The sequence below is a fragment of the Bacteroides luti genome, from assembly GCF_900128905.1.
In the GTDB taxonomy this organism is placed as follows: Bacteria; Bacteroidota; Bacteroidia; order Bacteroidales; family Bacteroidaceae; genus Bacteroides; species Bacteroides luti.
Map to the genome: position 1 here is coordinate 42,880 of NZ_FQTV01000007.1, position 25,830 is coordinate 68,709.

The 25,830-nt window shown below is 36.1% G+C and carries 19 protein-coding genes; 8 read left to right on the forward strand and 11 right to left on the reverse strand.

Annotated elements, in window-relative coordinates; all coding sequences use genetic code 11:
• Positions 1 to 2: 2 nt before the first annotated feature.
• The 3 genes from BUC21_RS07845 to BUC21_RS07855 all read left to right on the forward strand — a co-directional run bounded on the left by BUC21_RS07845 (position 3) and on the right by BUC21_RS07855 (position 4,182).
• On the forward strand, positions 3 to 3,107 hold the full coding sequence (locus BUC21_RS07845; protein WP_073400986.1) for a DUF6298 domain-containing protein: 3,105 nt from the start codon (positions 3 to 5) through the stop codon (positions 3,105 to 3,107).
• A gap of 157 nt (positions 3,108 to 3,264) precedes the next feature.
• Positions 3,265 to 3,843, forward strand: a complete 579-nt coding sequence (locus BUC21_RS07850; protein WP_073401199.1) for an RNA polymerase sigma factor — start codon at positions 3,265 to 3,267, stop codon at positions 3,841 to 3,843.
• Positions 3,844 to 3,921: 78 nt separating this feature from the next.
• On the forward strand, positions 3,922 to 4,182 hold the full coding sequence (locus BUC21_RS07855) for a hypothetical protein (RefSeq protein WP_073400988.1): 261 nt from the start codon (positions 3,922 to 3,924) through the stop codon (positions 4,180 to 4,182).
• A gap of 77 nt (positions 4,183 to 4,259) precedes the next feature.
• Here BUC21_RS07855 and mazG read toward each other — a convergent pair whose 3' ends face one another.
• The gene (gene mazG / locus BUC21_RS07860; RefSeq protein WP_073400990.1) at positions 4,260 to 5,045 is read right to left on the reverse strand and encodes a nucleoside triphosphate pyrophosphohydrolase; all 786 of its coding nucleotides are present in this window, start codon (positions 5,043 to 5,045) and stop codon (positions 4,260 to 4,262) included.
• Between the two features lie 115 nt (positions 5,046 to 5,160).
• Between mazG and BUC21_RS07865 the strand changes: the two genes are divergently transcribed.
• A complete protein-coding gene (locus BUC21_RS07865) occupies positions 5,161 to 7,791 on the forward strand; it encodes a valine--tRNA ligase (RefSeq protein WP_073400992.1) in 2,631 nt (876 codons plus the stop codon).
• A gap of 631 nt (positions 7,792 to 8,422) precedes the next feature.
• Here BUC21_RS07865 and BUC21_RS07870 read toward each other — a convergent pair.
• The 6 genes from BUC21_RS07870 to BUC21_RS07895 all read right to left on the reverse strand — a co-directional run bounded on the left by BUC21_RS07870 (position 8,423) and on the right by BUC21_RS07895 (position 15,178).
• Complete coding sequence (locus BUC21_RS07870; protein ID WP_073400993.1) at positions 8,423 to 8,869, reverse strand: hypothetical protein; 447 nt, start codon at positions 8,867 to 8,869, stop codon at positions 8,423 to 8,425.
• Positions 8,870 to 8,941: 72 nt separating this feature from the next.
• Entirely contained in the window at positions 8,942 to 10,036 is a 1,095-nt protein-coding gene (locus tag BUC21_RS07875; RefSeq protein ID WP_073400995.1) for a DUF6340 family protein, read from the reverse strand.
• 186 nt (positions 10,037 to 10,222) lie between these two features.
• Positions 10,223 to 12,361 (reverse strand): peptidylprolyl isomerase, encoded by a 2,139-nt coding sequence (locus BUC21_RS07880; RefSeq protein WP_073400997.1) that lies wholly within the window; start codon positions 12,359 to 12,361, stop codon positions 10,223 to 10,225.
• Between the two features lie 115 nt (positions 12,362 to 12,476).
• Positions 12,477 to 13,736: a hemolysin family protein gene (locus BUC21_RS07885; protein ID WP_073400999.1), complete on the reverse strand. Its 1,260-nt coding sequence runs from the start codon at positions 13,734 to 13,736 to the stop codon at positions 12,477 to 12,479.
• A 4-nt stretch (positions 13,737 to 13,740) separates the two neighbouring features.
• Complete coding sequence (gene lptC, locus BUC21_RS07890; RefSeq protein ID WP_394332752.1) at positions 13,741 to 14,364, reverse strand: LPS export ABC transporter periplasmic protein LptC; 624 nt, start codon at positions 14,362 to 14,364, stop codon at positions 13,741 to 13,743.
• 82 nt (positions 14,365 to 14,446) lie between these two features.
• Positions 14,447 to 15,178 (reverse strand): type III pantothenate kinase, encoded by a 732-nt coding sequence (locus BUC21_RS07895; RefSeq protein WP_073401003.1) that lies wholly within the window; start codon positions 15,176 to 15,178, stop codon positions 14,447 to 14,449.
• A gap of 170 nt (positions 15,179 to 15,348) precedes the next feature.
• Here BUC21_RS07895 and BUC21_RS07900 point away from each other — a divergent pair, with 170 nt between their 5' ends.
• The 4 genes from BUC21_RS07900 to secA all read left to right on the forward strand — a co-directional run bounded on the left by BUC21_RS07900 (position 15,349) and on the right by secA (position 22,253).
• On the forward strand, positions 15,349 to 16,065 hold the full coding sequence (locus BUC21_RS07900; RefSeq protein ID WP_175550499.1) for an archaeosortase/exosortase family protein: 717 nt from the start codon (positions 15,349 to 15,351) through the stop codon (positions 16,063 to 16,065).
• A 2-nt stretch (positions 16,066 to 16,067) separates the two neighbouring features.
• A complete protein-coding gene (gene lnb / locus BUC21_RS07905; RefSeq protein ID WP_073401201.1) occupies positions 16,068 to 17,282 on the forward strand; it encodes a lipoprotein N-acyltransferase Lnb in 1,215 nt (404 codons plus the stop codon).
• Positions 17,279 to 18,868 carry an alkaline phosphatase family protein gene (locus BUC21_RS07910; RefSeq protein WP_073401007.1) on the forward strand — a complete coding sequence of 530 codons (1,590 nt, stop codon included), beginning with the start codon at positions 17,279 to 17,281 and terminating at the stop codon, positions 18,866 to 18,868. The genes lnb and BUC21_RS07910 overlap by 4 nt, the downstream gene beginning before the upstream one ends.
• 94 nt (positions 18,869 to 18,962) lie before the next feature.
• Complete coding sequence (gene secA / locus BUC21_RS07915) at positions 18,963 to 22,253, forward strand: preprotein translocase subunit SecA (RefSeq protein ID WP_073401009.1); 3,291 nt, start codon at positions 18,963 to 18,965, stop codon at positions 22,251 to 22,253.
• 544 nt (positions 22,254 to 22,797) lie between these two features.
• Here secA and secG read toward each other — a convergent pair.
• The 4 genes from secG to BUC21_RS07935 are packed head-to-tail and all read right to left on the reverse strand — an operon-like array spanning position 22,798 to position 25,735.
• Positions 22,798 to 23,223: a preprotein translocase subunit SecG gene (gene secG, locus BUC21_RS07920; protein ID WP_073401011.1), complete on the reverse strand. Its 426-nt coding sequence runs from the start codon at positions 23,221 to 23,223 to the stop codon at positions 22,798 to 22,800.
• Between the two features lie 4 nt (positions 23,224 to 23,227).
• Positions 23,228 to 24,001 (reverse strand): hypothetical protein, encoded by a 774-nt coding sequence (locus BUC21_RS07925; protein ID WP_073401013.1) that lies wholly within the window; start codon positions 23,999 to 24,001, stop codon positions 23,228 to 23,230.
• 5 nt (positions 24,002 to 24,006) lie between these two features.
• Entirely contained in the window at positions 24,007 to 24,531 is a 525-nt protein-coding gene (gene lptE / locus BUC21_RS07930) for an LPS assembly lipoprotein LptE (RefSeq protein ID WP_073401015.1), read from the reverse strand.
• Positions 24,515 to 25,735, reverse strand: a complete 1,221-nt coding sequence (locus BUC21_RS07935; RefSeq protein ID WP_073401017.1) for a sigma-54 interaction domain-containing protein — start codon at positions 25,733 to 25,735, stop codon at positions 24,515 to 24,517. The genes lptE and BUC21_RS07935 overlap by 17 nt, the downstream gene beginning before the upstream one ends.
• Positions 25,736 to 25,830 lie beyond the last annotated feature (95 nt).

Consider the following 25,830-nt stretch of genomic DNA (forward strand, 5'->3'; position numbering starts at 1 on the left):
TAATGAGGATAGTTCGAATAGCTTTAAGAAATATACTTGTAGGCCTTTTTTGCACATTTGCAGTGCAAAGTCTTTTTGCTCAAAAGACTTCAATGACATTGAAAGATGGTAAAATTTCCTATAATGTAGATGATAAAAACAATAGAGTTCTTGATTTCTCCTATTGTGGATATCGTAGTTCAGAGAAAGATATACCAGAGGTGCCTAATAAAATAGTTGTCTCTAGTCAGGAAGGCGATTGCTCTTCAATAATTCAAAGAGCTATAAATTATGTTTCTTCTTTGGCTCCTGACAAAAATGGATTCAGAGGAGCAGTTTTACTAGGTAAAGGTGTTTTCCATTTAGATAAATCTCTGCTCATTTCTAAATCGGGTGTTGTGTTACGCGGAGCTGACAAAAACCAGACTGTTTTAGTTAAAAGAGGCTCAGATAGAGGTGCTGTGGTTTATGTCGAAGGAAAAAATGATTTTTCTGTGACTGATACACTTTCAGTTACATCTTCTTATATTCCTGTTAATTCACGTACAATTGCTGTAGCTTCAACTTCTAAACTGAAAAAAGGAGATAGAGTGATGATCTATCGTCCTTCAACAACCAAATGGATTGAAAGTTTAGGCTGCGAGCATTTTGGTGGAGGCATTACTGCTTTAGGCTGGAAAGCTGGTGATATTGAAATGTATTGGGACAGAACAATTTCCAGTTTGAATAATGGAAATGTAGAATTGGATGTTCCGTTAACAATGGCTGTTGATGCTCAACAGGGTAAAGCTCAGGTGTTGTTATATCATTGGAATGGTCGTATCTCTGATTCTGGTGTAGAAAATATCTCTTTTGAATCTGAGTATAATAAAAAATATCCGAAAGATGAAGATCATTGCTGGACTGGTGTATCCATTGAAAATGCTGAGAATTGCTGGGTTCGTCATGCTTCATTCAGATATTTTGCCGGAAGCGCTGTATTTGTTCAAAGAACAGCATCAAAAGTAACAGTAGAAGATTGTATCTCAACTGACCCGGTTTCTGAAATTGGAGGATTACGCCGAAATACTTTCCTCACAATGGGACAACAAACTCTTTTCCAACGCTGCTATTCAGAACATGGTATTCACGATTTCGGAGCTGGTTACTGTGCTCCCGGACCAAATGCCTTTGTGCAATGTGAATCAAAAGAATCTTTCGGTTTTAGTGGAGCTATCGATAGCTGGGCTTGCGGATTATTGTTTGATATAGTTAATGTTGATGGCAATAATCTTTCGTTCAAGAATATGGGACAAGATTTCAATGGTGCAGGCTGGGGAACATCAAACAGTCTTTTTTGGCAATGTTCTGCGGCTGAAATAGAATGTTATTCTCCTGCAAAAGATGCAATGAACAGAGCATACGGATGCTGGGCTCAATTCTCAGGAGATGGTGAATGGAATGAGTCAAATAACCATATTCAGCCAAGAAGCATTTTCTATTCTCAATTGGCAGAACGACTAGGCAAAGATTGTTCTCAAAGAGCTCGTATTTTGCCAGTTAGTACTGAAGCTTCCAGTAGTCCTACTCTTGCTGTTGCAGCAGAAATGGCAAAACAAGCTTATACTCCAAAACTGACACTGCGTCATTGGATTGAACAAGATACACTTTTGGTATCTGCAGATCAAAATAAACTAAAACTGGCTTCATCACTAAAGGTAGAAAAGGAAAAAGCTCCTTCAATGAAAACAATGTCAGTTGAAGACGGTAGAATAGTAGTAAACAATGAGCTTCTTACAGGTAATCGTTTTGAAGTACCTTGGTGGAGTGGTAAACTGAGAACTAACTATCTGGATAAGGCAAAACCACATATTACCAGATTTGTTCCGGGAAGAGAAGGATTAGGTCTTACCGATCGTATTGATTCTGTTGTGAACTTCATGAAGAATGAAAAGATAACTGTATTAGATCATAATTATGGATTGTGGTACGACAGAAGAAGAGACGACCATGAACGTACCCGCCGTAGAACAGGAGATGTATGGGGACCATTCTATGAACAGCCATTTGGACGAAGTGGTGAAAGTTCTGCTTGGGAAGGATTGTCAAAATACGATTTAACCAAACCTAATGCATGGTATTGGGGACGACTGAAAGAATTTGCTAATCAATCGGACAAGGAAGGATTACTTCTTTTCCATGAAAATTATTTCCAGCACAATATTCTTGAAGCTGGTGCACACTGGGTAGATTGTCCATGGCGTTCAGCTAATAATATTAATGACACTGATTTTCCGGAACCAGTTCCTTTTACAGGTGATAAGAGAATATTTATGGCCGACCGTTTTTATGACATATCTCATCCTGTAAGAAGAGAACTTCATAAAAAATACATTCGTCAGTGTCTGAATAATTTTGCAGATAATAAGAACGTGGTTCAGCTAATTAGTGCAGAATTTACTGGTCCTCTTCACTTTGTTGAATTCTGGTTGGATGAAATTGGTGCATGGGAAAAGGAAACAGGTAAGCATGCAACAGTTGCTCTTAGTACAACAAAAGATGTTCAGGATGCTATCCTTAAAGACAAAAAGCGTTCTGCTTTGGTTGATATTATAGATATAAGATACTGGCATTATAAAAGTGATGGAACAACTTATGCTCCCGAAGGTGGAAAGAATTTAGCTCCAAGACAACATGCACGTCAGATGAAAGTTGGCAAGGTAACCTTCAATGAAGCTTATAAAGCTGTTAGCGAATACAGAGAAAAGTATCCGGAAAAAGCTGTGACTTTTTATGCTCAGAATTATCCTGATATGGCATGGGCTGTATTTATGGCCGGAGGATCTTTACCAGTGTTACCAGGTATAAATGATCCTTCTTTTTTAAATGATGCAGCAAAAATGCATGTAGAAAAAACAGGTACAGATGGATATTATAAATTGGAAAAAACCGGTTTGGGAGTGATTGTTTATTCCCAATCGAAAGAAAATTTTGCTTTACCACTGGCTGCCGGTACATATTCACTTAAACAAATTGATATAAAGAGTGGTAAAGTTACAACTCTTGTTAAGAAGTTGAAAGGTGGTGATTCTTACCAGTTTAAAGGAAATTCTAATGCTCCTTCTGTATATTGGTTTAAGGCTTTATAGAATTGAAAAAATGGGAATATTTGCCATAAATATGTTGTAAAGCAGATTATCAATTATTTCTATTCTATAATCAAATATTCCCTAAATAAAACCCTTCATAGCTTTAGTTTTGCATTGTCTCTTCAAGGGGGCAATGCTTAATTTTTTAAAGAATATCATGAAGGAACAAGATGAGAATAGAATGGATTGTATAAGTGTCGATACTGAAGTGTCGCAGTTACTCTCCCTTTTAGTATCAGGAGATGTTAAAGCATTCTCCAGATTATACGATTTGCACGTGAATATGCTTTTTAATTATGGTTGTCGCCTAACCACAGATAAAGAGCTTTTAAAAGACTGCATTCACGATGTCTTTATTAAGATCTTTAGTAAACGCGAAGATCTTAGTGAAATAGCAAATTTTAAATCATATCTATTCATTTCATTGAAAAATAAATTGTGCGATGAAAGCCGCAAAAGAATTAATTACTCAGATCAGGCTGTTGAGGAATTAAATCCTGTGGCTTCAGAAAATGTGGAAGACGACTATATTAACTTTGAGATGGATTGTGTCTCAAATGAAAAGGTGAAATACCTTTTAAATCAGCTTCCGCCAAGACAAAAAGAGGCTCTGACACTGTATTATATCGAAGAAAAAAAGTATGAGGATATTTGCGTGTTGATGGATATGAATTATCAGTCAGTGCGAAATTTAATTCATCGTGGAATATTAAAACTCAGAAGTATTGCTGTTTAATATATTTTTATAGAATATAATGAGTACAACTTCTCTCTTTATTCGTTTTTTTATTATATCAATAAATTATATGATAAAGTGGGAAAAGATAAACTTAACAATATAGAAGACTTCTTAACAAATGATAGTTTTATTTGTTATGTTTTCGAGCAGACTTCTTCATTGAAGAAGCATTGGGATGATTATTTTAAATGTAATCCCGAAAAGGAATCTTTGGCACGGAATGCGAGACAGATACTCTTAAATGAGGATGATAAGCCGGGCATTAGTTCCACAGAAAAGGAGGAATTGAAACAAAGGATTCTTTCTACAATAATGAAGGTTAATAGTTATAAATAGGATTTAGTTTAAGGGGGGAATGACCTGATGTTTGATTTAAAAATCATGCATCGGGTCATTTTGTTTTATATATAATGTTATAATCCTTTTTTCTTTGCCTCGTTCCAGTATTTATCCATCTCTTCAAGAGACATATCTTTCAGATTATGACCTTGTTTTATGGTATTTTCTTCCAAATAAGTAAAGCGACGGATAAATTTATGGTTAGTACGCTCAAGTGCATTATCGGGATTTATTCCGTAAAGACGGGCTGCATTGATAATGCTGAAGAGTAAATCACCCAATTCTGCTTCTATTTTATCTTTATCCATGGATGAAATTTCGGTTTGCAGTTCATCAAATTCTTCTTTTACCTTATCCCATACCTGCTCTTTCTTTTCCCAATCGAATCCTACATTTCGTGCTTTATCTTGAATTCTATATGCTTTGATTAGCGATGGGAGAGAGGCTGGCACTCCACTTAGAACTGATTTATTGCCACCTTTTTCTTTTAATTTTAGCTGTTCCCAGTTTTGTGAGACCTGTCCGGATGTTTCTGCAACCTCATTTCCAAACACGTGCGGATGACGAAAGATAAGTTTTTCACACAATCTGTCGCAAACGTCTTTTATGTCAAAATCATCCGTTTCGGATGCTATTTTTGAATAAAATGCAACATGAAGCAATACATCTCCCAGTTCTTTGCAAGTCTCTTTTTTGTCGCCTTTCATCAAAGCATCACTCAATTCATAAACTTCTTCAATTGTATTTGCCCTTAAGCTTTCGTTTGTTTGTTTCCTGTCCCAGGGGCATTTTACACGAAGTTCATCAAGGATATCCAGAAAGCGGCCAAAGGCTTCCATTTGTTCTTTTCTAGTATGCATGTCTGTAATTCTTTAAATCAAGAGCAAAAGTAGCTATTTCTTTCGCAGTTAATCGTCTTTTTTTATTAATTTTGCGGGCAATATTCAATGAATTAATAAATTATCAAAATATAATATGGAATTAGCAAGTAAGTACAACCCCGCTGATGTTGAGGATAAGTGGTACCAGTATTGGCTGGATCACAAATTATTTAGTTCAAAACCTGATGGTCGTGAACCATATACAGTCGTGATTCCTCCTCCTAACGTGACAGGTGTACTGCATATGGGGCACATGCTGAACAATACTATTCAGGATATTCTTGTTCGTCGTGCACGTATGGAAGGAAAAAATGCTTGCTGGGTGCCTGGTACCGACCATGCTTCTATTGCTACAGAGGCAAAGGTTGTTAATAAACTGGCTTCTGAAGGAATAAAAAAGACAGATCTTACCCGTGACGAGTTTCTTAAACATGCATGGGCATGGACAGATAAACATGGTGGCATCATTCTTGAACAGTTGAAAAAGCTGGGTGCTTCCTGTGACTGGGATCGTACAGCGTTTACAATGGACGAATCACGCTCAGAAAGCGTACTTAAAGTCTTTGTAGATCTTTATAATAAAGGCTTGATTTACCGTGGCGTTCGTATGGTAAACTGGGATCCGAAAGCATTGACAGCTTTGTCTGATGAGGAAGTTATCTACAAGGAAGAACATAGCAAATTATTCTATCTCCGCTACATGATTGAAGGCGAAGATAACAAGTATATCGTAGTAGCTACAACCCGTCCGGAAACTATCCTTGGTGATAGCGCCGTTTGTGTAAATCCTAACGATCCACGTTACAGCTACCTGAAAGATAAGAAAGTAATTGTTCCTTTGGTGAACCGTGCTGTTCCAATCATTATGGACGATTATGTAGACATCGAGTTTGGTACAGGATGTTTGAAAGTTACTCCGGCTCATGATGTAAACGACTATATGTTGGGAGAAAAATATAATCTTCAGACAATAGATATTTTCAATCCGGATGGAACAATCAGCGAAGCTGGTGGCATGTACATTGGAATGGATCGTTTCGATGTTCGCGAGCAGATTTCTAAAGATCTTGCTGCTGCCGGATTGCTTGAAAAGGAAGAAGCTTATGATAATAAAGTTGGTTACTCTGAACGTACAAATGTGGTAATTGAACCTAAGCTGTCTATGCAGTGGTTCCTGAAGATGACTGATTTGTCAAAACCTGCTTTAGACGCAGTTATGAACGATGATATTAAGTTCCATCCTGCTAAATTCAAAAATACATACCGTCACTGGATGGAGAATGTGAAAGACTGGTGTATTTCCCGTCAGTTGTGGTGGGGACATCGTATTCCTGCTTACTTCCTTCCAAAAGGTGGCTTCGTAGTTGCTGCAACCGAAGCTGAAGCGCTTGAATTAGCACGCGTAAAGACAGGTGATGCCAACTTGCAACTTTCTGATCTTCGTCAGGATGAAGATTGCCTTGATACATGGTTCTCTTCATGGTTGTGGCCAATCTCTTTGTTCGATGGTATTAATAACCCGGATAACGAAGAAATAAACTACTACTATCCAACAAGTGATCTTGTAACTGGTCCGGATATTATTTTCTTCTGGGTAGCCCGTATGATTATTGCCGGTTACGAATACAAGAAAGAATTGCCGTTTAAGAATGTTTATTTCACTGGTATTGTTCGTGATAAGATAGGTCGTAAGATGTCTAAGTCATTGGGTAACTCACCTGATCCGCTTGATTTGATCGAGAAGTTCGGTGCCGATGGCGTTCGTATGGGAATGATGCTTGCTGCTCCGGCTGGAAACGATATTTTGTTTGATGATCAGTTGTGCGAACAGGGACGTAACTTCAATAATAAGATATGGAATGCTTTCCGTTTGATTAAAGGATGGGAAGTAGACGAAACAATAGCTCCTTCTGAAGCGGCTACATTGGCTGCTGATTGGTTCCAGAATGTAATGACCAAGGCTATTGCAGAAGTAGAAGACTTGTTCTCTAAATACCGCTTGTCGGAAGCCTTGATGGTTGTTTATAAACTATTCTGGGATGAATTCTCTTCCTGGTATCTGGAATTGATAAAACCTGCTTATGGTGCTCCAATTGATGGAAAAACTTATGCGATTACTTTGAAATTCTTCGATGATCTGCTCAGATTGCTTCACCCATTCATGCCATTTATCACAGAAGAGTTGTGGCAATGTCTGACTGATCGTAAGGATGGAGAAAGCTTGATGAATCAAACTCTTCCTTCTTATGCTGCAGCTAATGAAGCTACATTAAGCTCATTTGAGGCTACAAAAGAAGTTATTGCGGGTGTTCGTACCATACGTATGCAAAAGAACATTGCTCAGAAGAATCAACTTGAACTTGAAATAATTGGAGAGAACCCTGTTGCATACTGGACTCCGGCTATTTCCAAGATGTGTAATCTCTCTTCTTTAAAATCAGTTGAAGATAAATCTGCCGGTGCTGCTTCATTCATTGTAGGTACAACAGAATATGCTGTGCCATTAGGTGATATGATCGATGTAGCTGCAGAAATTGAAAAGCTGAAAGCCGACCTGAAGTATCAGGAAGGATTCTTGAACTCTGTACTTAAGAAGCTAAGCAACGAGAAGTTTGTGAATAATGCTCCTGCTGCTGTAATTGAAATGGAGCGTAAGAAACAAGCGGATGCCGAAAGTATTATTAAATCTCTCAAGGAAAGTATTGAAGGATTCGAGAATAAGTAACGAATAATATTATATACCGATTATAAACGTGGATATGCCTTAGTAGGGTGTATTCACGTTTTTTTTACTTATAGGCAAAACTATTATTAAATTATTGGTGTATGATTTCAATTTATTCGTCAATAAATAAAATCCATTGGCGAATAACTGAAAATTATTGGCGAATAATATTTCAAACTTCCCGCCTGTTATTTTTGAAAGCAGGCAGGATGTTTTTTCGTTGTATTTTTGTACGATCTTATAGAAAAACGAAAATCATCCCTCACTCCCTCATCTTTTTTTATGATGCATTAAAATGTAGTATATTACCTGGTGATGGTAGATTTTTTAACTCTCACCAAACCCTCACTTTTTGCGTCGTCCCTCACCTTTTCGAGTCGTTTTTTACCAAATAGTATCAAACTCAACAGTATTGTTGCTCAAGACAAATTAAGCCCGAAATCTACCAATTGTGTTCAAAAAGGTGAGGGTTCATGCCTTTTGGTGATGGTTTGGTGATGGTAGAAATCAATCCATCACCTTGTAATTGGTTGTTGTATAGTTTGTTAGGAGAAAAGGTGAGGGAGTGAGGGATGAAACAAAAAAGGCACCTTTATGGGTGCCCTTTTCAATTCTATTCTTAAAAAGAGAATTAATCCTCCAGTAGTTTTTTTAAGAATTCATCCAATTCTTCATCTAGTCCTTTTAGTAGTTCATCGTTGACTAATACTGTGTCGTCATCCATCAGCAAAAGGTCTGTAATGGTTTCCTTTTCTTCGTCAACAAGAACAACTGAATAAGGTTTTAGCAGAGTTAGATTATCAAATACTCCTGCTTCCTTTAATTTGTTTAGAGTAGCGCGGAGAATGCGTTCTACGTTCTGAGAAAAATCTTCAGTATCATTTTCTACCCATTCTTCAACTATAACTTTAGATAGTTCTTCCTCATCATCATTGAATATGCATAATTCACCTGAATCTTGTTTAGGAAGTATATGAATATCTGTAACAATAGTTTGTTCATCATTTCCGGCAAATTGGCAGATAGCCTCTTTTATTGCCGACTCTATAAGGGATTGCGATTGTGCACTTAATTTCATATATAGATAAATTTATCTTTTCAGTATTTTACCCAAAAGTACAAAAAAAAATTAATCATGCTATAAAATCTATTAAAAATTGCCATTAAAACGTTCCATTTGCAGGTTTAATGTTTGTATAGCATTCATTCTTTCTTTCAGTGTCAGTAAATACCTTGTAATAATAATGTAATCTAGTGAATCGTTACTGTTGAGTCGGGTTGATTTCTCTTCACCAATATTTTCTTTTTTGTTTTCTTTCTCCCGAATTAGCTGATCGGCTTTTTTTGCCCATTCTATTGCTTGCTCAATTTTATCCTGTAATTCGTAATATAAAGCAATATTAAAAGCTGTTCGCATCTTTATTTTTTTGCTTTTCTTTTCGTGTGCAGTTTGCCATAATTTTAGTGCTTCGTCCCATGAACCTTCACGAACAAGTGCACCGCCATCTCTTAACTCAAGACATCCGGAAGTGTAGTAAAATCTGTTAACTTTTTCCCATCTTGGTAAAATAACTTTTGTTGGTAGTTCTCCGGCAAATGCAGAAGCTTCTTTTATCAGTGAGTCTTTCGTTATTAGATTTCTTTCTGCTATAGTTGGAGATAGACCGTATCCATCCCAATATATCTTATCTTCAGGATAAACAGTAAAAAGTGGTTTTGTACGAGATGGAAGATATACCTTTATCATTGGTGCAACTGTGGCATCAATGGTGCTTCGGAATATATTATCAAGAAAGTAGGTTCTCTGGTCTGTTTTTATAGTAACGTTTTCTACAGAAAAAAGCATGTCTACTCCAAGATCTGTTGTTAGTTTCTTAACTTCATTTTGTGATAATTCAGACTCTCGTGGCAATAGATCTCTCTCTCTTAAGACTGAATCACAGATTATCACTTCGTCGAAAAAGTTAGCTTTTGCTACATTTTCTGCAAATGCTTCGGTTGTTAATTTAGCATTTCCTTGAAAAGTGGATTTTGTACTTATAAGCTGGTTTAATTCTCCTCTTTCTTCAGTTACTTTAGTTTCCTTATCAGTAATTGTGTTATTAACGATTGCAACAGTTTTTATATCCTTCGGAAAACTGACTTTTGCCGGCTCAAGATTATCAATAGATATCTGACTGATTGATACACATGAGCAAACTAATAATGAAAGAAGAATAGGTGTTATATAAAGGAATTTTCTCATAGCCTTTTCTACTTAAGTTATTCAACAAAAGTACAATATTTATCTATAAATTAAAGTTAAATGTTATATTTTATTTTGTTCTCTTATGGTAGAATTGTCTGATTGATTATCTATGAAAAAAGGGGGTGTCCTAAATACTTGGACACCCCCTCCTTAAATTATATTATAATAATTTCTTGTCAGTTCTTAGAAGAACAAGTAACGTTTGTCTTTTACATTTGCTTTGATATAAAGATCGTTCACAAATCTGCTGACAGTTCTTGCTGCCATATTCTTAACTTTTTGTTCTTCATCTTTTTCATTGTATACTTCTTTCAGTCTTTCTTTGTTGAAAGGTTGGAATACAAATACTGCAGCATTACCTTTAACTGGTCCGCTTAATTTGTTAAGTTGAGCAATTGAAGCGTAAGCACTTAATACAGGTTCGCTGCTTCTTACAGCAGAAACGTATGCAGGTGCTGCAAATGAAACGTGTTTAACTGAGTCAGTAACTACGTTAGGAATAGTCTTGCATTGTTCAAAGCTTGTCAGATTCTTAGCTTTGATATCAGCCATAATCTTTTCAGCTTTCTTATCTCTGATAATTTCAGCTTTCAACTGATCTTTAACAACATCAAGAGGGCGGTAACCTTCTTCAACGATGCCTGTTACAGCAACAACTAACAAGTGATCACTTTCACCGCATTCATACATTTGAGAAACATCACCTTTGCTGGCTTCAAATACCCATTTCATTGCGTCACGAGTACCTTTAATGCCGCCAATTGTATGCTCTGCACTGTAAAGGTCATTTCTTTCCAATAATTTGTATCCTTTAGCTTCAGCATTTGCATTGATTTTTTCTAAAGTTGGGTTGGCAGCAATAAACTGACTAAAGTCGTTGTAAACCTTGTTATATGTTTCTTTGCTGAAGTTTACTGTCTTTTTGATTACAGCAACTTTATATTTGTCTTTTACAGCTTTCTTATCAACAACCTGCATAATAATGTTTGCTTGTGGAAGAGCAACATTAGCAGTTTCGTTAACTCCTAAGTTGAATAATGTAGAGAACAATTTAACATTGTCAGCTGTTAATGAAGCACCTTCGTAAGCTTGTGAAGTAATCCATTGTGCTTCTGGGGTACCATTGTATTTCTTTGCGATAGTTGCAAAATCGCTACCTGACTTAATAGCATTGTATACACTATCTGCCAAAGCTTTTGTTTTTTCAGGAGTTGCTGCAGCAATCTGAATTTGACGGAACTGAATTGAATCGGCAGCAGACTGTTTAGCTAACACTTTAAAAGAATTGAATGTGTTATCTGCCTGATTGTAATATGGTCCGTAAATCTGTCCTATTGCAGAAGAATCAACGCGAGCTGCAATGTCTGTTGGGAATGCTGTTTTTGAATAAAATAAATCAGCAAAAGGAACTTGAGATTCTGTAGTACGGATAAAGGTTGTATAATCTCCTGCTACACTTGCAAGTTGTGTTGTGTAATCTTTTACTTCTTTTTCAATTGCAGCCTTATCTGTTTTGCTTGGAAGAACTTGAACATCAATGTATTTAATGTTGCGTGATTCAACATATTGTTTGAACTGCTCTTTTTTCTTGTTATAAAGATCCTTAAGTTCAGAATCTGAAACTTTAATAGATGCGTCTTGAATAGAAGTGTAAGGAACTGCTGCTACTAAATAGTCCGCAGTATTAACTCTTGCTTCGAATGCAGCTTTAGCTTCAACTGGGTTAGAGATTAAGGAACGAGAAATTAAGTTCTGATATTTTTCTGCTAAACGACTTTGAGCCAGGTTCTTTTCAACAAATGTCCAGAATTTGAACATTGATTCGTAATATTCTGCATATTGTGCTGGCATTTTAGATTTATCCATCTTTGAGTAGTCTACCAGGAACTTTTTCAGCATATCTTTGTCAAATTGACCTGTTTTCTGGTTTTTGAATGGAGTTTGTTGAAGTATTGGGTTTGAGCCTTCATCAATCATTGCCTGAATTTCAGCTTTAGAAACTGTTAAGCCTAATTTCTTAGCTTCATTTTCAATAAGTTTATTGTTAACGTAAGATCTCCAGACTTCGTCTTTGATTTGTGTTGTTTGCTCATCATTTAAAGAAGTCATGCCACTTGAAAACTTAACGACTTCTGTGTATTCTTCTACTAATTTTTGGTAATCCTGAGCTGAAAGAGTCTCTCCGTCTATTTCGCCTACATCTTTTGTTTGATGAGGCTGAAATATCTTCCAGGCATCACCTGCAATAAATGCAAACAGAGCGAGACCAATCACTATAACCAAAAGTGGTCCCTTAGATCTGATTTTTTGTAACGTTGCCATTTTAATTAATACTTTTTATTTGTTATTTATTTATTTATTCTTAATTTGAGACGTTAAGTGCACGAAGATACAAAAAATGCTAATACGCATTCATTTATTCTTGAAAAAAAATAAATTATTCTATCACTTTCAACTTAACTAGCTCTATTTTAGTAGTAGTAAGCTTTATAATCTTGAATTGAAAGCGTCCGATTTTGACTATTTCGTGAAGTTTTGGAAAGTTTTGATAGTGGTTAAGTATCAATCCGCCGATAGTAATATAATCATCTGATTCAGGCAATCCGAGGTTAAACATTTCGTTAGCTTTCTCTATTTCCAATCTGGCTGAAAGTATATATTCGTTGTCGTCTGTTTGCTTGGCAATGTAAGATGTTGTATCATGTTCATCTTCAATTTCACCGAATATTTCTTCAACCAGGTCTTCCAGCGAAACAATTCCTGTTGTTCCTCCAAATTCATCTACCACAACAGCTAATGTTTTTTTTTGTTGCATAAAAAGTTTCATCAGCTTGTTTGCTCCCATTGTTTCCGGAACAATAGGTATCTGCTGAATGCAGTTTTTCCAGTTTTCTGCATTTCTAAACATTTCGGAAGAATGTATATATCCTATTATGTTGTCTATATTGTCCTTATAAACAATGATTTTAGAAATTCCAGACTCGATGAATTTCGATTTCAAAGTGTCTAAATCTGTATCCAGATCAATTGCGATAACTTCCGGTCTGGGCACTATGCAATCTCGTATTTTAATGGAAGAGAAGTCTAGTGCATTCTGAAAAATCTTCACCTCAGTTTCTATTTCTTTCCTGTTTTCTGATTTATCAATGCTTGATTGTATAAAGTTATCAAGATCTGTTTTTCCGAAAATCTTATTATCAGGTTCTTTGCCTGTTGTTATTCCAAATAGCTTTAATAATACGTATGAAAATCCGGAACAAATTTTTGATACAGGATAAAGTATGATATAGAAGATAAACAAAGGAATTGCAAAAAATGAAAGAACAGAGTTTGCATACCTTTTAAATAATCTCTTAGGTATTATTTCACTAGCTATCAGGATTAGTATTACAGCAATAACAGTTTGCAGTAAAATGAGTAAAAAGCCGCTATTGGTAAGTTTAATAAGTAGATGCGTTTTGACTAACAGAGCCACCAAAATGCCGAAAACTACTAATGATATGTAATTCCCAGCTAATATAATGGAAATAAGGTTCTTTGAATTCGTAAAAAAGAAAGAGAGAATTTTAAAATTTATATTTTTATCACTCTTATCTGTTTTTAAACGTAACCTGTCTGCTGAAGTATAAGCAATTTCCATTCCTGAAAAAAAAACAGAAAAGAATATTGCAATCAGTATATAGATTATAAGGTTCATAGTTTTAGTGTTTCACAATAATGGTATCAGGTCGGGTTACTTTCTTATCTTCAATCGGTATTGAACCGCTAGTCTTATGAATGGTGTAAATTGTCATCTGCTGATTAGATTCAAATCCATGACCAGTAATAATCCGGTCTGATTTCTGAATTCGGATAAATTTACTTGAATAAACTTTTTCCAGGTTTTGGTCCCAGAACAATTGCTCTGTGTTAAACTTATCACCTTGTACATTCTTAATAACTACATGTCCCTTTAGTTCCCAAAGCTTCTTATCAGAATAATAATATGCAGTGTCTGCCTTTATACTGGCATCAACATGGTATGTTGAATCAAATTTTTCAAGAAGTAATCCTTTCTCAAACGACCAGTATGGCGGATTCTTTTTGTCATATATCAACCACTCTTTAGTCTTGATACGATAACGTGTAATTCCTGAGTCGGAAATTAAAGTAGTTACATCTAGACTTTTCATAAGAGGTAAGGAATCTCTATTTGTAATTGCAGCTGCTAAAGGACGCTTCTTCTCTGTACAAGAAGAAAATAAAAGGATTGTGGCAATAGTACAGCAAACTATTGTTATGCTTGTTCTAATAATAAAATAATTCTTTCTATATATTTTTAACATAAAATCCTGTAGGTTCATTGTTTCTATCTTTCTTATCTAAGCAATATATTCTTTGCTTTTTATATCTAGTATATTGTTTGCTCTAGATATTACTGTTATTGTAATTTAAAATTCTATTCAAACCTTTTAATACTAAAAAAGTATCTACAAAGATGCTTTTATTTAAGTTGGTTTCAAAAAGATTCGCATCTCCACCTGTTAAAAAGACCAAAAGTTCGGGATAGCTTATCTTTAAGGAATTAATATATCCTTCCATTTCAAACTCTATACCTTTTATAACACCTTCTCTGATAGCCGATTCAGTATTCACGCCCAGAGGCGTTCTTATTCCTTCTTCATCTATAAGAGGTAATTTTCCTGTGAATTCGTGAAGAGCTTTAAATCTCATCTTTTTACCCGGAGAAATGTTTCCTCCTAAGTATCTTTCCTTTGCATCAATAAAATCATAGGTGATAGCTGTTCCTGCATCTATAACCAATATATCTTTTTTAGGATAAATTTCGTTAGCACCTATTACTGCTGCCAATCTGTCATTGCCTAAAGTTTCGGGTGTATGATATAAATTTTCTATTGGAATAGGTGTTTCCGGGCTTAGCCTGAGAATAGGGAAGGGGAGTGCATTTATTTGCTCAGAAACATCTTTAGTTATGTCAATAACAGACGCCAGTATCCCCTTATTTATCCGGAATCTGCAAAGAATCTCCGGCAGGCAATCGAGATACTGATTAGAGCTGCGAAAAACTTCTACTAATGAATTGTTGTTGAATATCGCAACTTTAGCTGCTGTGTTTCCTATATCTATTATTAAATTCACTTGCTTCTTTTAGCTTGCAAAGTAAGCCAAAAAAAATAGAACAACAGTATTAATTTTGTATCTAATAACTAAAAAAAAAAGATTTCGTCTCGTTTAATCAGAAATAAACGTATTTTTGCACGCAAAATATATGAAATATGAGAGTGAAACCAAATAAACGGTTGTTTGATTTGAAAAGAAGATTAGAACCGTTTCGTGGAGTTTTTCTCTTTATTACTATTGTTTTAATAGCTCATATTTCTTGGAAAATATCTTTTCATACAGGAATTGAAAATAAGGAATATAGTAATAGGATTCTAACAAAGAATAGTTCATCGTCTGTTATAGCTAATATAAAAGGAAAGGTGTGGCGTGGCATTGGAGTAGGAGATGTTGATTGTCAGAATAAAGATTGCAGATACATTTCTTTCTTTAATAATAATGTGACGACGAAGTTTGTTCCGTGGACTGAAAAGACCGCTTTAGCTAGTTTTTGGGTTGTAAATTTAGTTTGCAGGCAGCCTCTAAGTCTTTTGAATTATGTGGATTCTTCAAGTGACAAAAATATAGAGTCGCGTACGCTTCTTTCTTTTGACAGATTGCGTGGTCCGGCAATAAATATTATATGGGGATGTACAGGAGTTAAACAACTTTATATCCTTTTTCTTGTGATCCTTTTCAGTAGAGGAATCTGGTGGAAACGATTCATTTATTTCTTAATGGGTAGTTTAGTTCTGTTATTGTTTAATGTAATGCGCATTAGTATTATAACATTGTTTATAAAATCTTACCCCGAAAGTTTTGAGATATTACACGATATTTTGTTTAAATATTTATTTTATGGATTAATTTTCTTGCTATGGTTATTATGGGAAGAAAAATTTTCCGGGAAAAATTTCATAAAGTAGTGATGAAAAAAGTAATAAAAGCTTGTAAGCAGTCGTATATTAAATATGCTTTTTGTCTGATTAGTTTGTTGTGTGTCTTTCCTTTTCAATCAAAGGCTTCATCTGAGGATTCTGTTCGTATAAGTTTACTGACCTGCTCACCTGGAAGTGAGATTTATGCTCTCTTTGGTCATACTGCTTTGCGGTATCAAAATATGAAGACTGGCATGGATGTGGTTTTTAATTACGGAATGTTTGATTTTCATGCTCCTCATTTTATATGGAGATATATTAAAGGAGAAACAGACTATCAGCTAGGTGTTACCGATTACTTTTATTTTGAGCAAGAATATTCAGAACGTAATTCTAGTGTTTACCAACAGACATTGAATCTGCTTCCAGAAGAAAAAGATGCATTGTTCCAGATTCTGCAAAAGAATTATTTGCCTGAAAATAGAGTTTACCGTTATAATTTCTTTTTTGATAACTGTTCCACGCGTCCAAGAGATCGTGTGGAAGAATGTATTAAAGGTAAAGTTACTTACACTAAAAATACGTCTCCATTATCATTCAGAGACATTGTTCATGAATTTACTGCCGGTCACGACTGGGCCGAGTTTGGAATAGATTTGTGCTTGGGAAGCAAAGCCGATGAAATTATTGACTATAGACTAAAGATGTTTGCTCCTTATTATTTAAAAGAGGCTTTGACGGGAGCTAAGATAAAAGCTAATGATGGAAAAGAACGGATGCTGGTTTCTAATGCAGAAGAAATTGTTCATCGTTCTCCCAATAAAAAAACTGTAGAATCGTCATATCCATCTCCTTTATTAACTGCCTGGGTATTATTTGTTTTGGTGTTACTTATTACAGCGTATGGATATAAAAAGAAAAAGAGCTACTGGGGAATAGATATTGTCTTATTTAGTATGGCAGGTTTGGCAGGATGTATCATTGCTTTTCTTGTTTGTTTCTCACAACACCCTACTGTAAGTCCTAATTATATGCTGATTGTTTTTCATCCTTTGCATTTGCTTTATTTACCTTTTATGTTTTGGAAAGCATATAAAGGGAAGAAAGATCCTTATCAATTGGCTAATTTGGCGGTTTTAACACTTTTTATAGTGTTTTTCTGCTTACTACCCCAAAAAATTAATTTAGCTGTTGTACCTTTGGCACTCTGTTTGTGGATACGTTCCTTGAACTATGTATGTCTGAATTACAAAAGAAATAAATGAGAAGTTTACTCACATCAATAATAACCGTACTAACTATAACGGGACTCCAGGCTCAGACTCCGTCTCAGCTAACAACACCTAAACTTGTTGTTGGCCTGACTGTTGATCAGCTTCGTACCGATTATATTGAAGCTTTTTCTTCTCTTTATGGAGAAAAAGGTTTTAAGCGCTTATGGAAAGATGGACGGGTATACAGAAATGCAGAGTTTGGTTTTTCAAATCCGGACAGGGCATCTTCTGTTGCTGCTCTTTATACCGGAACAGTTCCAACTGTTAATGGAATAACAGGAGAGGATTGGCTTGATATTTCTACACTACGGATAAAGAATTGCGTGGATGACCGCAATTTTATGGGTAATTACACTACCGAAACAACCTCTGCTTCTCAGCTAATGGTTTCTACCGTTGCCGATGAACTGAAAGTTGCTACTCAGGGTAAAGGTCTGGTTTATTCTATTGCCCCATATCGCGAAGCTGCAATCTTTGGAGCAGGGCACGCTGGTAATGGTGCTTTCTGGTTGAATGATGATACAGGCAAATGGTGCGGATCTACCTATTATAATGATTTCCCCTGGTTTGTAAGTCAATATAACGATAGGAAAGCTATTGATTTCCGTATTAGCGGAATGGTTTGGACACCAACTCGTCCTGTTGCAGATTATAAATACCTGACGTCTCAGTTTGCTCAGGAAACATTCTCTTATAACTTTGATGAAGCAAAGAAAAGTAAGTTCAGAAAACTGAAAACAAGTCCATTTATTAATGAAGAAATCAACAACTTCCTTTTAGATATACTTGCAAACAGTACTATGGGGCAGGACGAAACTCCCGACTTACTTTCTTTAACTTATTATGCAGGTAATTACGATCATAAAAGTGCTAAAGAGTGCGCTTTGGAGATGCAGGATACCTACGTGAGACTAGATAAAAGTATTGGCGAACTTCTGGATATTATAGATAAAAAGGTAGGGCTAAACAATGTTTTGTTTTGCATTAATTCTACCGGATATGTGGATGCTGAAGGCCCTGAACTGGAAAGATACCGTATTCCTGGTGGTGAATTTTATTTAGATCGTTGCGCTGCACTTCTTAACATGTATCTTATGGCTGTTTATGGCGAAGGACAGTATATTGAAGCGCATAATGACTTGCAATTATATTTGAATCACAAACTGATTGAAAAGAAGCAGCTGAACTTAAACGACGTTCTTGCCAAAGCTTCTGATTTCCTGATTCAGTTTAGTGGTGTAAAAGAAGTCTATTCATCTTATCGATTGTTGCAAGGAGCCTGGACTCCCGAGCTTCAAAAGATGAGAAATTCATATAATCGTAATCGTTCTGGTGATTTAACTCTTGAAATTTTACCGGGATGGACTGTTGTTAATTCTGATTCTCCTTCAGAAAGTAAAGTTGTACGTAAAGCTTATGTTCCTTCTCCACTTATTTTCTTAGGAGGAAATGTAAAGCCTGAAATTATAAATACTCCGGTCAATATTGACTGTTTCGCGCCTACTATTGCTCGTTCTATGAGAATCAGAGCACCGAATGGCTGCTCTTCTGCTCCTCTTGCAAATATATTAAGATAAAAAAACAGCTGGCTATAATTAAATAAGTCAGCATTTTAATGTATCTTTGCAGCCATAAAAACAAGATTAATAATGATTTAACAACAAAAATAAAATGGGATTTAATGAATTTTTAAGTGCTATCTTTGGTAATAAATCCACTAGGGATATGAAAGAGATCCAACCATGGGTAGATAAGATAAAAGCAGCGTATGAAGATGTTGCAAAACTGGACAATGATGCGCTTCGTGCTAAAACAGAAGAACTAAAGAAATATATATACGATTCAGCTACTGAAGAAAGAGTAAAGATTGAAGAGCTGAAAGCTACTGTTGAAACAACAGAACTAGAAGAAAGAGAAGATTTATTCTTGCAAATTGATAAGCTTGAAAAGGCTGTTCTTGATAAATATGAAGTAGCTCTTGATGAGGTTCTTCCTGTAGCTTTCTCTATTGTGAAGGAAACTGCAAAGAGATTCTCAGAAAATGAAACGATAGAAGTCACTGCTACCGATTTTGACCGCACACTTGCAACTACTAAAGATTTTGTACGTATTGAAGGAGATAAGGCTATTTACCAGAATCACTGGATTGCCGGAGGTACTGAAATAACTTGGAATATGGTCCATTATGATGTTCAGCTCTTTGGTGGTGTGGTTCTTCATAAAGGTAAGATTGCCGAAATGGCAACTGGTGAAGGTAAAACTTTGGTGGCTACCTTACCGGTATTCCTTAACGCATTGACCGGAAATGGTGTACACGTGGTTACTGTAAATGACTATTTGTCAAAACGTGACTCGGAATGGATGGGACCTCTATACATGTTTCACGGATTAAGCGTTGACTGTATTGATAAACACCAACCAAACTCAGATGCTCGCCGTAAAGCTTATCTTGCTGATATTACTTTCGGAACAAACAACGAATTTGGTTTCGACTACCTTCGTGACAATATGGCGGTTAGTCCAAAAGATTTAGTGCAACGTCAGCATAACTATTCAATTGTCGATGAGGTTGACTCTGTATTGATCGATGATGCCCGTACTCCTCTTATTATTTCTGGTCCGGTTCCTAAAGGTGAAGATCAGCTTTTTGAGGAATTATGTCCTGAAGTAGAAAAGATTGTTAATGTACAGAAAATATTAGCTACAAAATATTTGTCGGATGCAAAACGTTTAATTGCATCTGAAGATAAGAAAGATCAGGAAGAAGGTTTCCTTGCTTTGTTCCGCAGTCATAAAGCTTTGCCTAAAAATAAAGCATTGATTAAGTTCTTAAGTGAACCGGGAATTAAAGCCGGAATGCTTAAAACTGAAGAAATCTACATGGAACAGAATAACAAGCGTATGCCTGAAGCTGTTGAACCATTGTATTTCGTTATCGATGAAAAACTGAATAGTGTAGACCTTACTGATAAAGGTGTTGACTTACTTACAGGTAATTCTCCCGACCCGACATTGTTCGTGTTGCCTGATATTGCTTCTCAGCTTTCAGAACTTGAAAATGAAAATCTGGGCGATGAAGAAAAGCAGATCAGAAAAGATGAATTGATGACTAACTTCGCTATTAAGTCAGAACGTGTTCATACCATCAACCAATTGCTTAAAGCATATACTATGTTTGAAAGAGATGATGAGTATGTGGTTATTGATGGACAAGTGAAGATTGTAGACGAGCAAACCGGGCGTATCATGGAGGGTCGTAGATATTCAGACGGTCTTCACCAGGCTCTTGAAGCTAAGGAACGTGTTAAGGTTGAAGCTGCTACACAAACATTTGCTACTATTACTTTACAGAACTACTTCCGTATGTATCACAAGCTTTCTGGTATGACCGGTACTGCCGAAACAGAAGCGGGTGAACTTTGGGATATCTATAAACTGGATGTGGTTGTTATTCCAACAAACCGTCCAATTCTCCGTAAAGACTTGAACGACCGCGTATATAAAACAAAACGTGAAAAGTATAAAGCTGTAATCGAAGAGATTGAATCTTTGGTAAATGCTGGTCGTCCGGTATTGGTGGGTACTACTTCGGTTGAAATTTCTGAGATGTTGAGTAAGATGCTTACCATGCGTAAGATTGAACACAACGTGTTGAATGCAAAACTTCACCAGAAGGAAGCTGATATTGTTGCTCAGGCAGGTTTTAAAGGTACAGTAACTATTGCTACAAATATGGCCGGTCGTGGTACCGATATCAAGTTAAGTCCGGAAGTTAAAGCTGCCGGTGGTTTGGCTATCATTGGTACAGAGCGTCATGAATCACGTCGTGTAGACCGTCAGTTAAGAGGCCGTTCAGGACGTCAGGGCGACCCGGGTTCTTCAGTATTCTTTGTTTCTTTGGAAGATGATTTGATGCGTTTGTTCTCTTCAGATCGTATTGCCGGAGTAATGGATAAATTAGGATTCAAAGAAGGTGAGATGATTGAACACAAAATGATCTCTAATTCAATAGAACGTGCTCAGAAGAAGGTTGAAGAAAATAACTTCGGTATTCGTAAACGTCTGCTTGAGTATGATGATGTTATGAACAAACAACGTACAGTAATCTACACTAAACGTCGTCACGCTTTAATGGGCGAACGTATTGGTATGGATATCGTAAATATGATATGGGATCGTTGTGCCAACGCTATTGAAGGTAAAGAATACGAAGATTCTAAAATGGAAATCCTCCAAACATTTGCAATGGATATTCCTTATACTGAAGAAGAATCAAGAAATACAAAAATTGAAAAGCTTGTAGATCGTACTTTTGATGCTGCTATGGCTACCTTTAAACGTAGAACAGAACGTATGGCTAATGTTGCCAATCCGGTTATTAAGAAGGTGTACGAAGAACAAGGTAATCGTTTTGAAAACATTCTTATTCCAATTACAGATGGCAAGCGTATGTATAACATCACTTGTAATCTGAAAGCAGCTTATGAAAATGAAAGTAAAGAAGCGGTAACTGCATACGAAAAGACTATTCTTCTTCATAACATTGACGAAGGCTGGAAAGAAAATCTTCGTGAACTGGATGAACTTAAACATTCTGTACAGAATGCAAGCTACGAACAAAAAGATCCGTTATTGATTTATAAACTTGAATCTGTGAACTTGTTTGACGAGATGGTTAATAAGATTAATAACAACACAGTTTCATCTTTAATGCGTGGTAAGATTCCTTTCCAGGAACCTGAAGAAGTAAAGCAGGCTGCTCCGGAAATTCAACAGGATTACAGTAAGTATCGTACTGAAAAGACTGATTTAACTGATCCTAATCAGCAAGCTGCAGCTCAGCATGATACACGTGAGGTTAAAAAAGAGCCAATTCGTGTAGAGAAAACAGTAGGACGTAATGATCCTTGTCCTTGTGGTAGCGGTAAAAAGTTTAAAAACTGCCACGGACGTGAGGCGTAATTAATAGATATAACAGAAACTCCCCGAAATGAATTATAATTCTTTCGGGGAGTTTTTTTATTCCCTTGTACAAAAGAATGCAATCTTTTGTACAAGGGAATTATTTCTTTTGTACAGAAGATTACATTCTTTTGTACAATAATTCTTTTATACCTGGATATGTTTTTTATAGTTTCCAGTTATTCCATATTAAATAATCTCAATCAACTGATGTTTAAGCAAATGCTCTTCTGTAGGGTACGAACTATCTGGTATATTCAAAGGATAGTAAGCTGCATTATCTTATGGCAGGAGGTTCGATTGTTTTCATAGGGCCTTAATAGTAATCGTGTAGTCAACTGCATTATCTTATGGCAGGAGAACTGCAGTGCAGTTTTGTATGCTATTATATAGATTGATACGTAGCAAAAGTTTATGCAAATGAAAGGTAGCTTTGCGGTTTAGCTAGAAAAGGAGATAAGGCTATTGGTTGATAGAATAAAAAAAGAGGTAAAACTGTATATACAGCTTACCTCTTCCTTATATCTTTTATTAGATAATCTTTTTATTTTGCAGGTTTAGCAGGTGCTTGTTGAGCAGGAGCGGCAGCAGGAGTAGCTTCTGAAGAACCTGCAGCCGGAGCTTGTGCAGGAGCAGCAGCAGGTGCTGTTTCTGTCTTTGGAGTTGCAAAACCAGCCGGTGTATTCATCGGATTTGTTTTTTCTTCTTTTTGTGCTTGTTCAAGAATAGCAGAGCCTTCAGCTGTATTAGCTGGCATAGTATAAGAAGTAATGATACTTAATACTACGATGGCAGCAGCTAATCCCCATGTAGCTTTTTCAAGGAAGTCTGTCGTTTTACGAACACCCATGATTTGATTTGATGATGAAAAGCCTGAAGAAAGGCCTCCACCTTTTGAGTTTTGTATCAAAACAATAAAGCTCAATAGTATTGCTGCTATGACAATTAGGATAATTAATAATAAATACATTTCGTTATTTTGATTTAGCGTTAATAATCAATTTTTCCAAAAATCTTATTTGGTCTGCAAAGTAAGCATTTTTTTTCGGATATTTCAAACTTAATTTTTTAATTATTTCAAGTGCCTTGGAATATCTTTGTTGTTTTACATATATTTTTGCTAAAGTTTCGGTAAAATAACTCTCATCGTCCTCATTTTCATCAGTTACATTTTCTATGAGCTCAGTAGTTTTTTCTTCTTTTTCTTCCGAAATTTGCAATTTTGTTATATCCTCGTTCTCTGCTTTCTCTATGAATCCGTCAATTAATTCCTGACCTCTTAATTTAGGCGTTGGTACTTCTTTTTTATCGGTAGATTCATCAGGAGTAATATCGCTGTCTTCGTGAAGAAGATAAGTTGTATAGTCAGTCGATAAATCATACTCCATTTTTACAGGAAGCGGCTCTTCCGGCAGTGATGAAAGAAATGAATCAATGAGTGATAATGTACGATCCAGATTTGGCTCATCATTCATTAAAGAAGGATCTTCTTTTTTCTTTGGCTCAATAACGTATTTATCTCCTTCTATCAAGTTAAAAAGAACACGACGATCGGCAACATAAAGTGCTGCTTTTCGTAACTCCTGACCAAATGAAAGATCGTGGAGTAAATATAAGTTCTTTAGATAAAGCAATCGGGCTGATTGAAAATACGGGTAATGTGCCAGTATTGTTCTCAGCTCGTAAAGCGTATCTCTATTAAGACTTTCGGGATGAGAAATCCATTGTTGCAGATTCTGAGCGTTCATTGAAATTACCAGTTTGCTACTGTAGCGTTAAAAATCTGTTCTGTTATTTCTTTTGTCATCTCAGCAATCAACTGATCCTGAACAGCCGTCAGCATCAGAGATGAGTTATAATTCCGGAAAGCCGTGAATTGTTGGTCGTTTAAGTCCTGCGAATGATCTTTGTTATTGACAAAACGTACAACGACAGTGATACGAAGCTCTGTTTCAGATGCATATCCGTCGGCTTTAACGGTTTTATTTAGTTGCTGGTAACCGGTAATTTCTCCTTCAATGTTTAAATCTCCGTTACGTGGAACAAGGCTCAAACGAGTCTGACGGATAAAGATATCTTTTAAATCGTCATTGAATTTAGTAGCCAATGGTGCATATACGTAATCTGACTTTATAGGAAAGGTTGCGATAGATATAGTCTTTATCTTGGTATAGTCGATAGACGAACCGTTAAACTTATATCCAATCTTGCACGAACTCATCAATATAAGCAATGATAGTAAAGCGAGCGGTTGTTTTAATTTATTTATCCAATCCATATTCTTTTATTTTTCTGTATAGTGTGCGCTCGGAGATATTTAAATCTTTAGCTGCGTTTTTACGTTTACCATGATGCTTTTGCAGTGCTTTTCTAATCATCTCCTTTTCAAGATCGTCTAAAGAAAGAGACTCTTCCACATATTCCTCTGTATCCTGAATATCATCTTCCACGTTAATTGAGTGTACGGATGAAATATTGTTGTTTGAAGGAATATTGATGGTAGGTACATGGTTGACTACTGTTTGTGTTGCAACAGGTTGTGCCTTATCCGTCATAATATCATGTACCAGTTTCTTTAGTTCTGTAACATCTTGTCGCATATCGAACAATACCTGATAAAGAATTTCCCGTTCGCTTTCAAAAGTTTTGCCTTGCTGTTTGCCTCCAAAAAGCATAGGTAACTTCTCTCCTGGTTGTTCAGGAAGATAAGTATGAAGAATAGCCGGGGTAATTTCGCGGTTTGTTTCAATAATTGATATCTGTTCTGTAATATTCTTTAGCTGTCGCACATTTCCAGGCCAGGAATAAGATACCAGTACTCGTTTAGCATCTTCGGATAATTGAATAGCTGGCATGCGATATTTCTCGGCAAAGTCTGAAGCAAATTTGCGGAATAAAAGTACAATATCTTCAGGGCGTTCGCGCAAAGGAGGAATCTGCACTGGAACTGTGTTTAGTCTGTAATAAAGATCCTCACGGAATTTTCCCGAAGAAATTGCTTCGCGCAGGTTTACATTTGTAGCCGCAACAATGCGTACATCTGTTTTTTGCACTTTCGATGAGCCAACTTTAATAAATTCGCCACTTTCCAGTACTCGTAGCAGGCGTGCCTGGGTTGGGAGAGGTAATTCTCCCACTTCATCAAGAAATATAGTACCGCCATCAGCTTCACCGAAGTAACCTTTACGTTCGCCTATAGCTCCTGTAAAAGCTCCTTTTTCGTGTCCGAAAAGCTCAGAATCAATAGTTCCTTCAGGAATAGCTCCACAGTTTACTGCTATATATTGACCGTGTTTCCGACGGCTGTACTGATGTATAATTTGAGGAAAACTTTCTTTACCAACACCGCTTTCTCCTGTGATTAATACAGATAAATCGGTCGGAGCCACTTGGATAGCAATATCGATGGCTCTATTCAGTGTTTCCGTATTACCGATAATACCGAATCGTTGCTTTACTTGTTGAATCTCAGATCTAGTCATATTTCCTTTAATTATATGACAAAATTACAAATTTGTTTTGAGCTTACAAGCAGTTTTGGCAGAAATAAGGTTAAAAAGAAAAGCGGATAGTGCTT

Coding starts and splice junctions, on each gene's coding strand:
- BUC21_RS07865 (WP_073400992.1), top strand. CDS start 5,161: ATGGAATTAGCAAGTAAGTACAACCCCGCTGATGTTGAGGATAAGTGG.
- BUC21_RS07925 (WP_073401013.1), bottom strand. CDS start 24,001: ATGAACGCTCAGAATCTGCAACAATGGATTTCTCATCCCGAAAGTCTT.
- BUC21_RS07910 (WP_073401007.1), top strand. CDS start 17,279: ATGAGAAGTTTACTCACATCAATAATAACCGTACTAACTATAACGGGA.
- BUC21_RS07885 (WP_073400999.1), bottom strand. CDS start 13,736: ATGAACCTTATAATCTATATACTGATTGCAATATTCTTTTCTGTTTTT.
- BUC21_RS07935 (WP_073401017.1), bottom strand. CDS start 25,735: ATGACTAGATCTGAGATTCAACAAGTAAAGCAACGATTCGGTATTATC.
- BUC21_RS07845 (WP_073400986.1), top strand. CDS start 3: ATGAGGATAGTTCGAATAGCTTTAAGAAATATACTTGTAGGCCTTTTT.
- BUC21_RS07875 (WP_073400995.1), bottom strand. CDS start 10,036: ATGAGAAAATTCCTTTATATAACACCTATTCTTCTTTCATTATTAGTT.
- secA (WP_073401009.1), top strand. CDS start 18,963: ATGGGATTTAATGAATTTTTAAGTGCTATCTTTGGTAATAAATCCACT.
- BUC21_RS07870 (WP_073400993.1), bottom strand. CDS start 8,869: ATGAAATTAAGTGCACAATCGCAATCCCTTATAGAGTCGGCAATAAAA.
- lnb (WP_073401201.1), top strand. CDS start 16,068: ATGAAAAAAGTAATAAAAGCTTGTAAGCAGTCGTATATTAAATATGCT.
- lptC (WP_394332752.1), bottom strand. CDS start 14,364: ATGTTAAAAATATATAGAAAGAATTATTTTATTATTAGAACAAGCATA.
- lptE (WP_073401015.1), bottom strand. CDS start 24,531: ATGGATTGGATAAATAAATTAAAACAACCGCTCGCTTTACTATCATTG.
- BUC21_RS07880 (WP_073400997.1), bottom strand. CDS start 12,361: ATGGCAACGTTACAAAAAATCAGATCTAAGGGACCACTTTTGGTTATA.
- BUC21_RS07850 (WP_073401199.1), top strand. CDS start 3,265: ATGAAGGAACAAGATGAGAATAGAATGGATTGTATAAGTGTCGATACT.
- mazG (WP_073400990.1), bottom strand. CDS start 5,045: ATGCATACTAGAAAAGAACAAATGGAAGCCTTTGGCCGCTTTCTGGAT.
- secG (WP_073401011.1), bottom strand. CDS start 23,223: ATGTATTTATTATTAATTATCCTAATTGTCATAGCAGCAATACTATTG.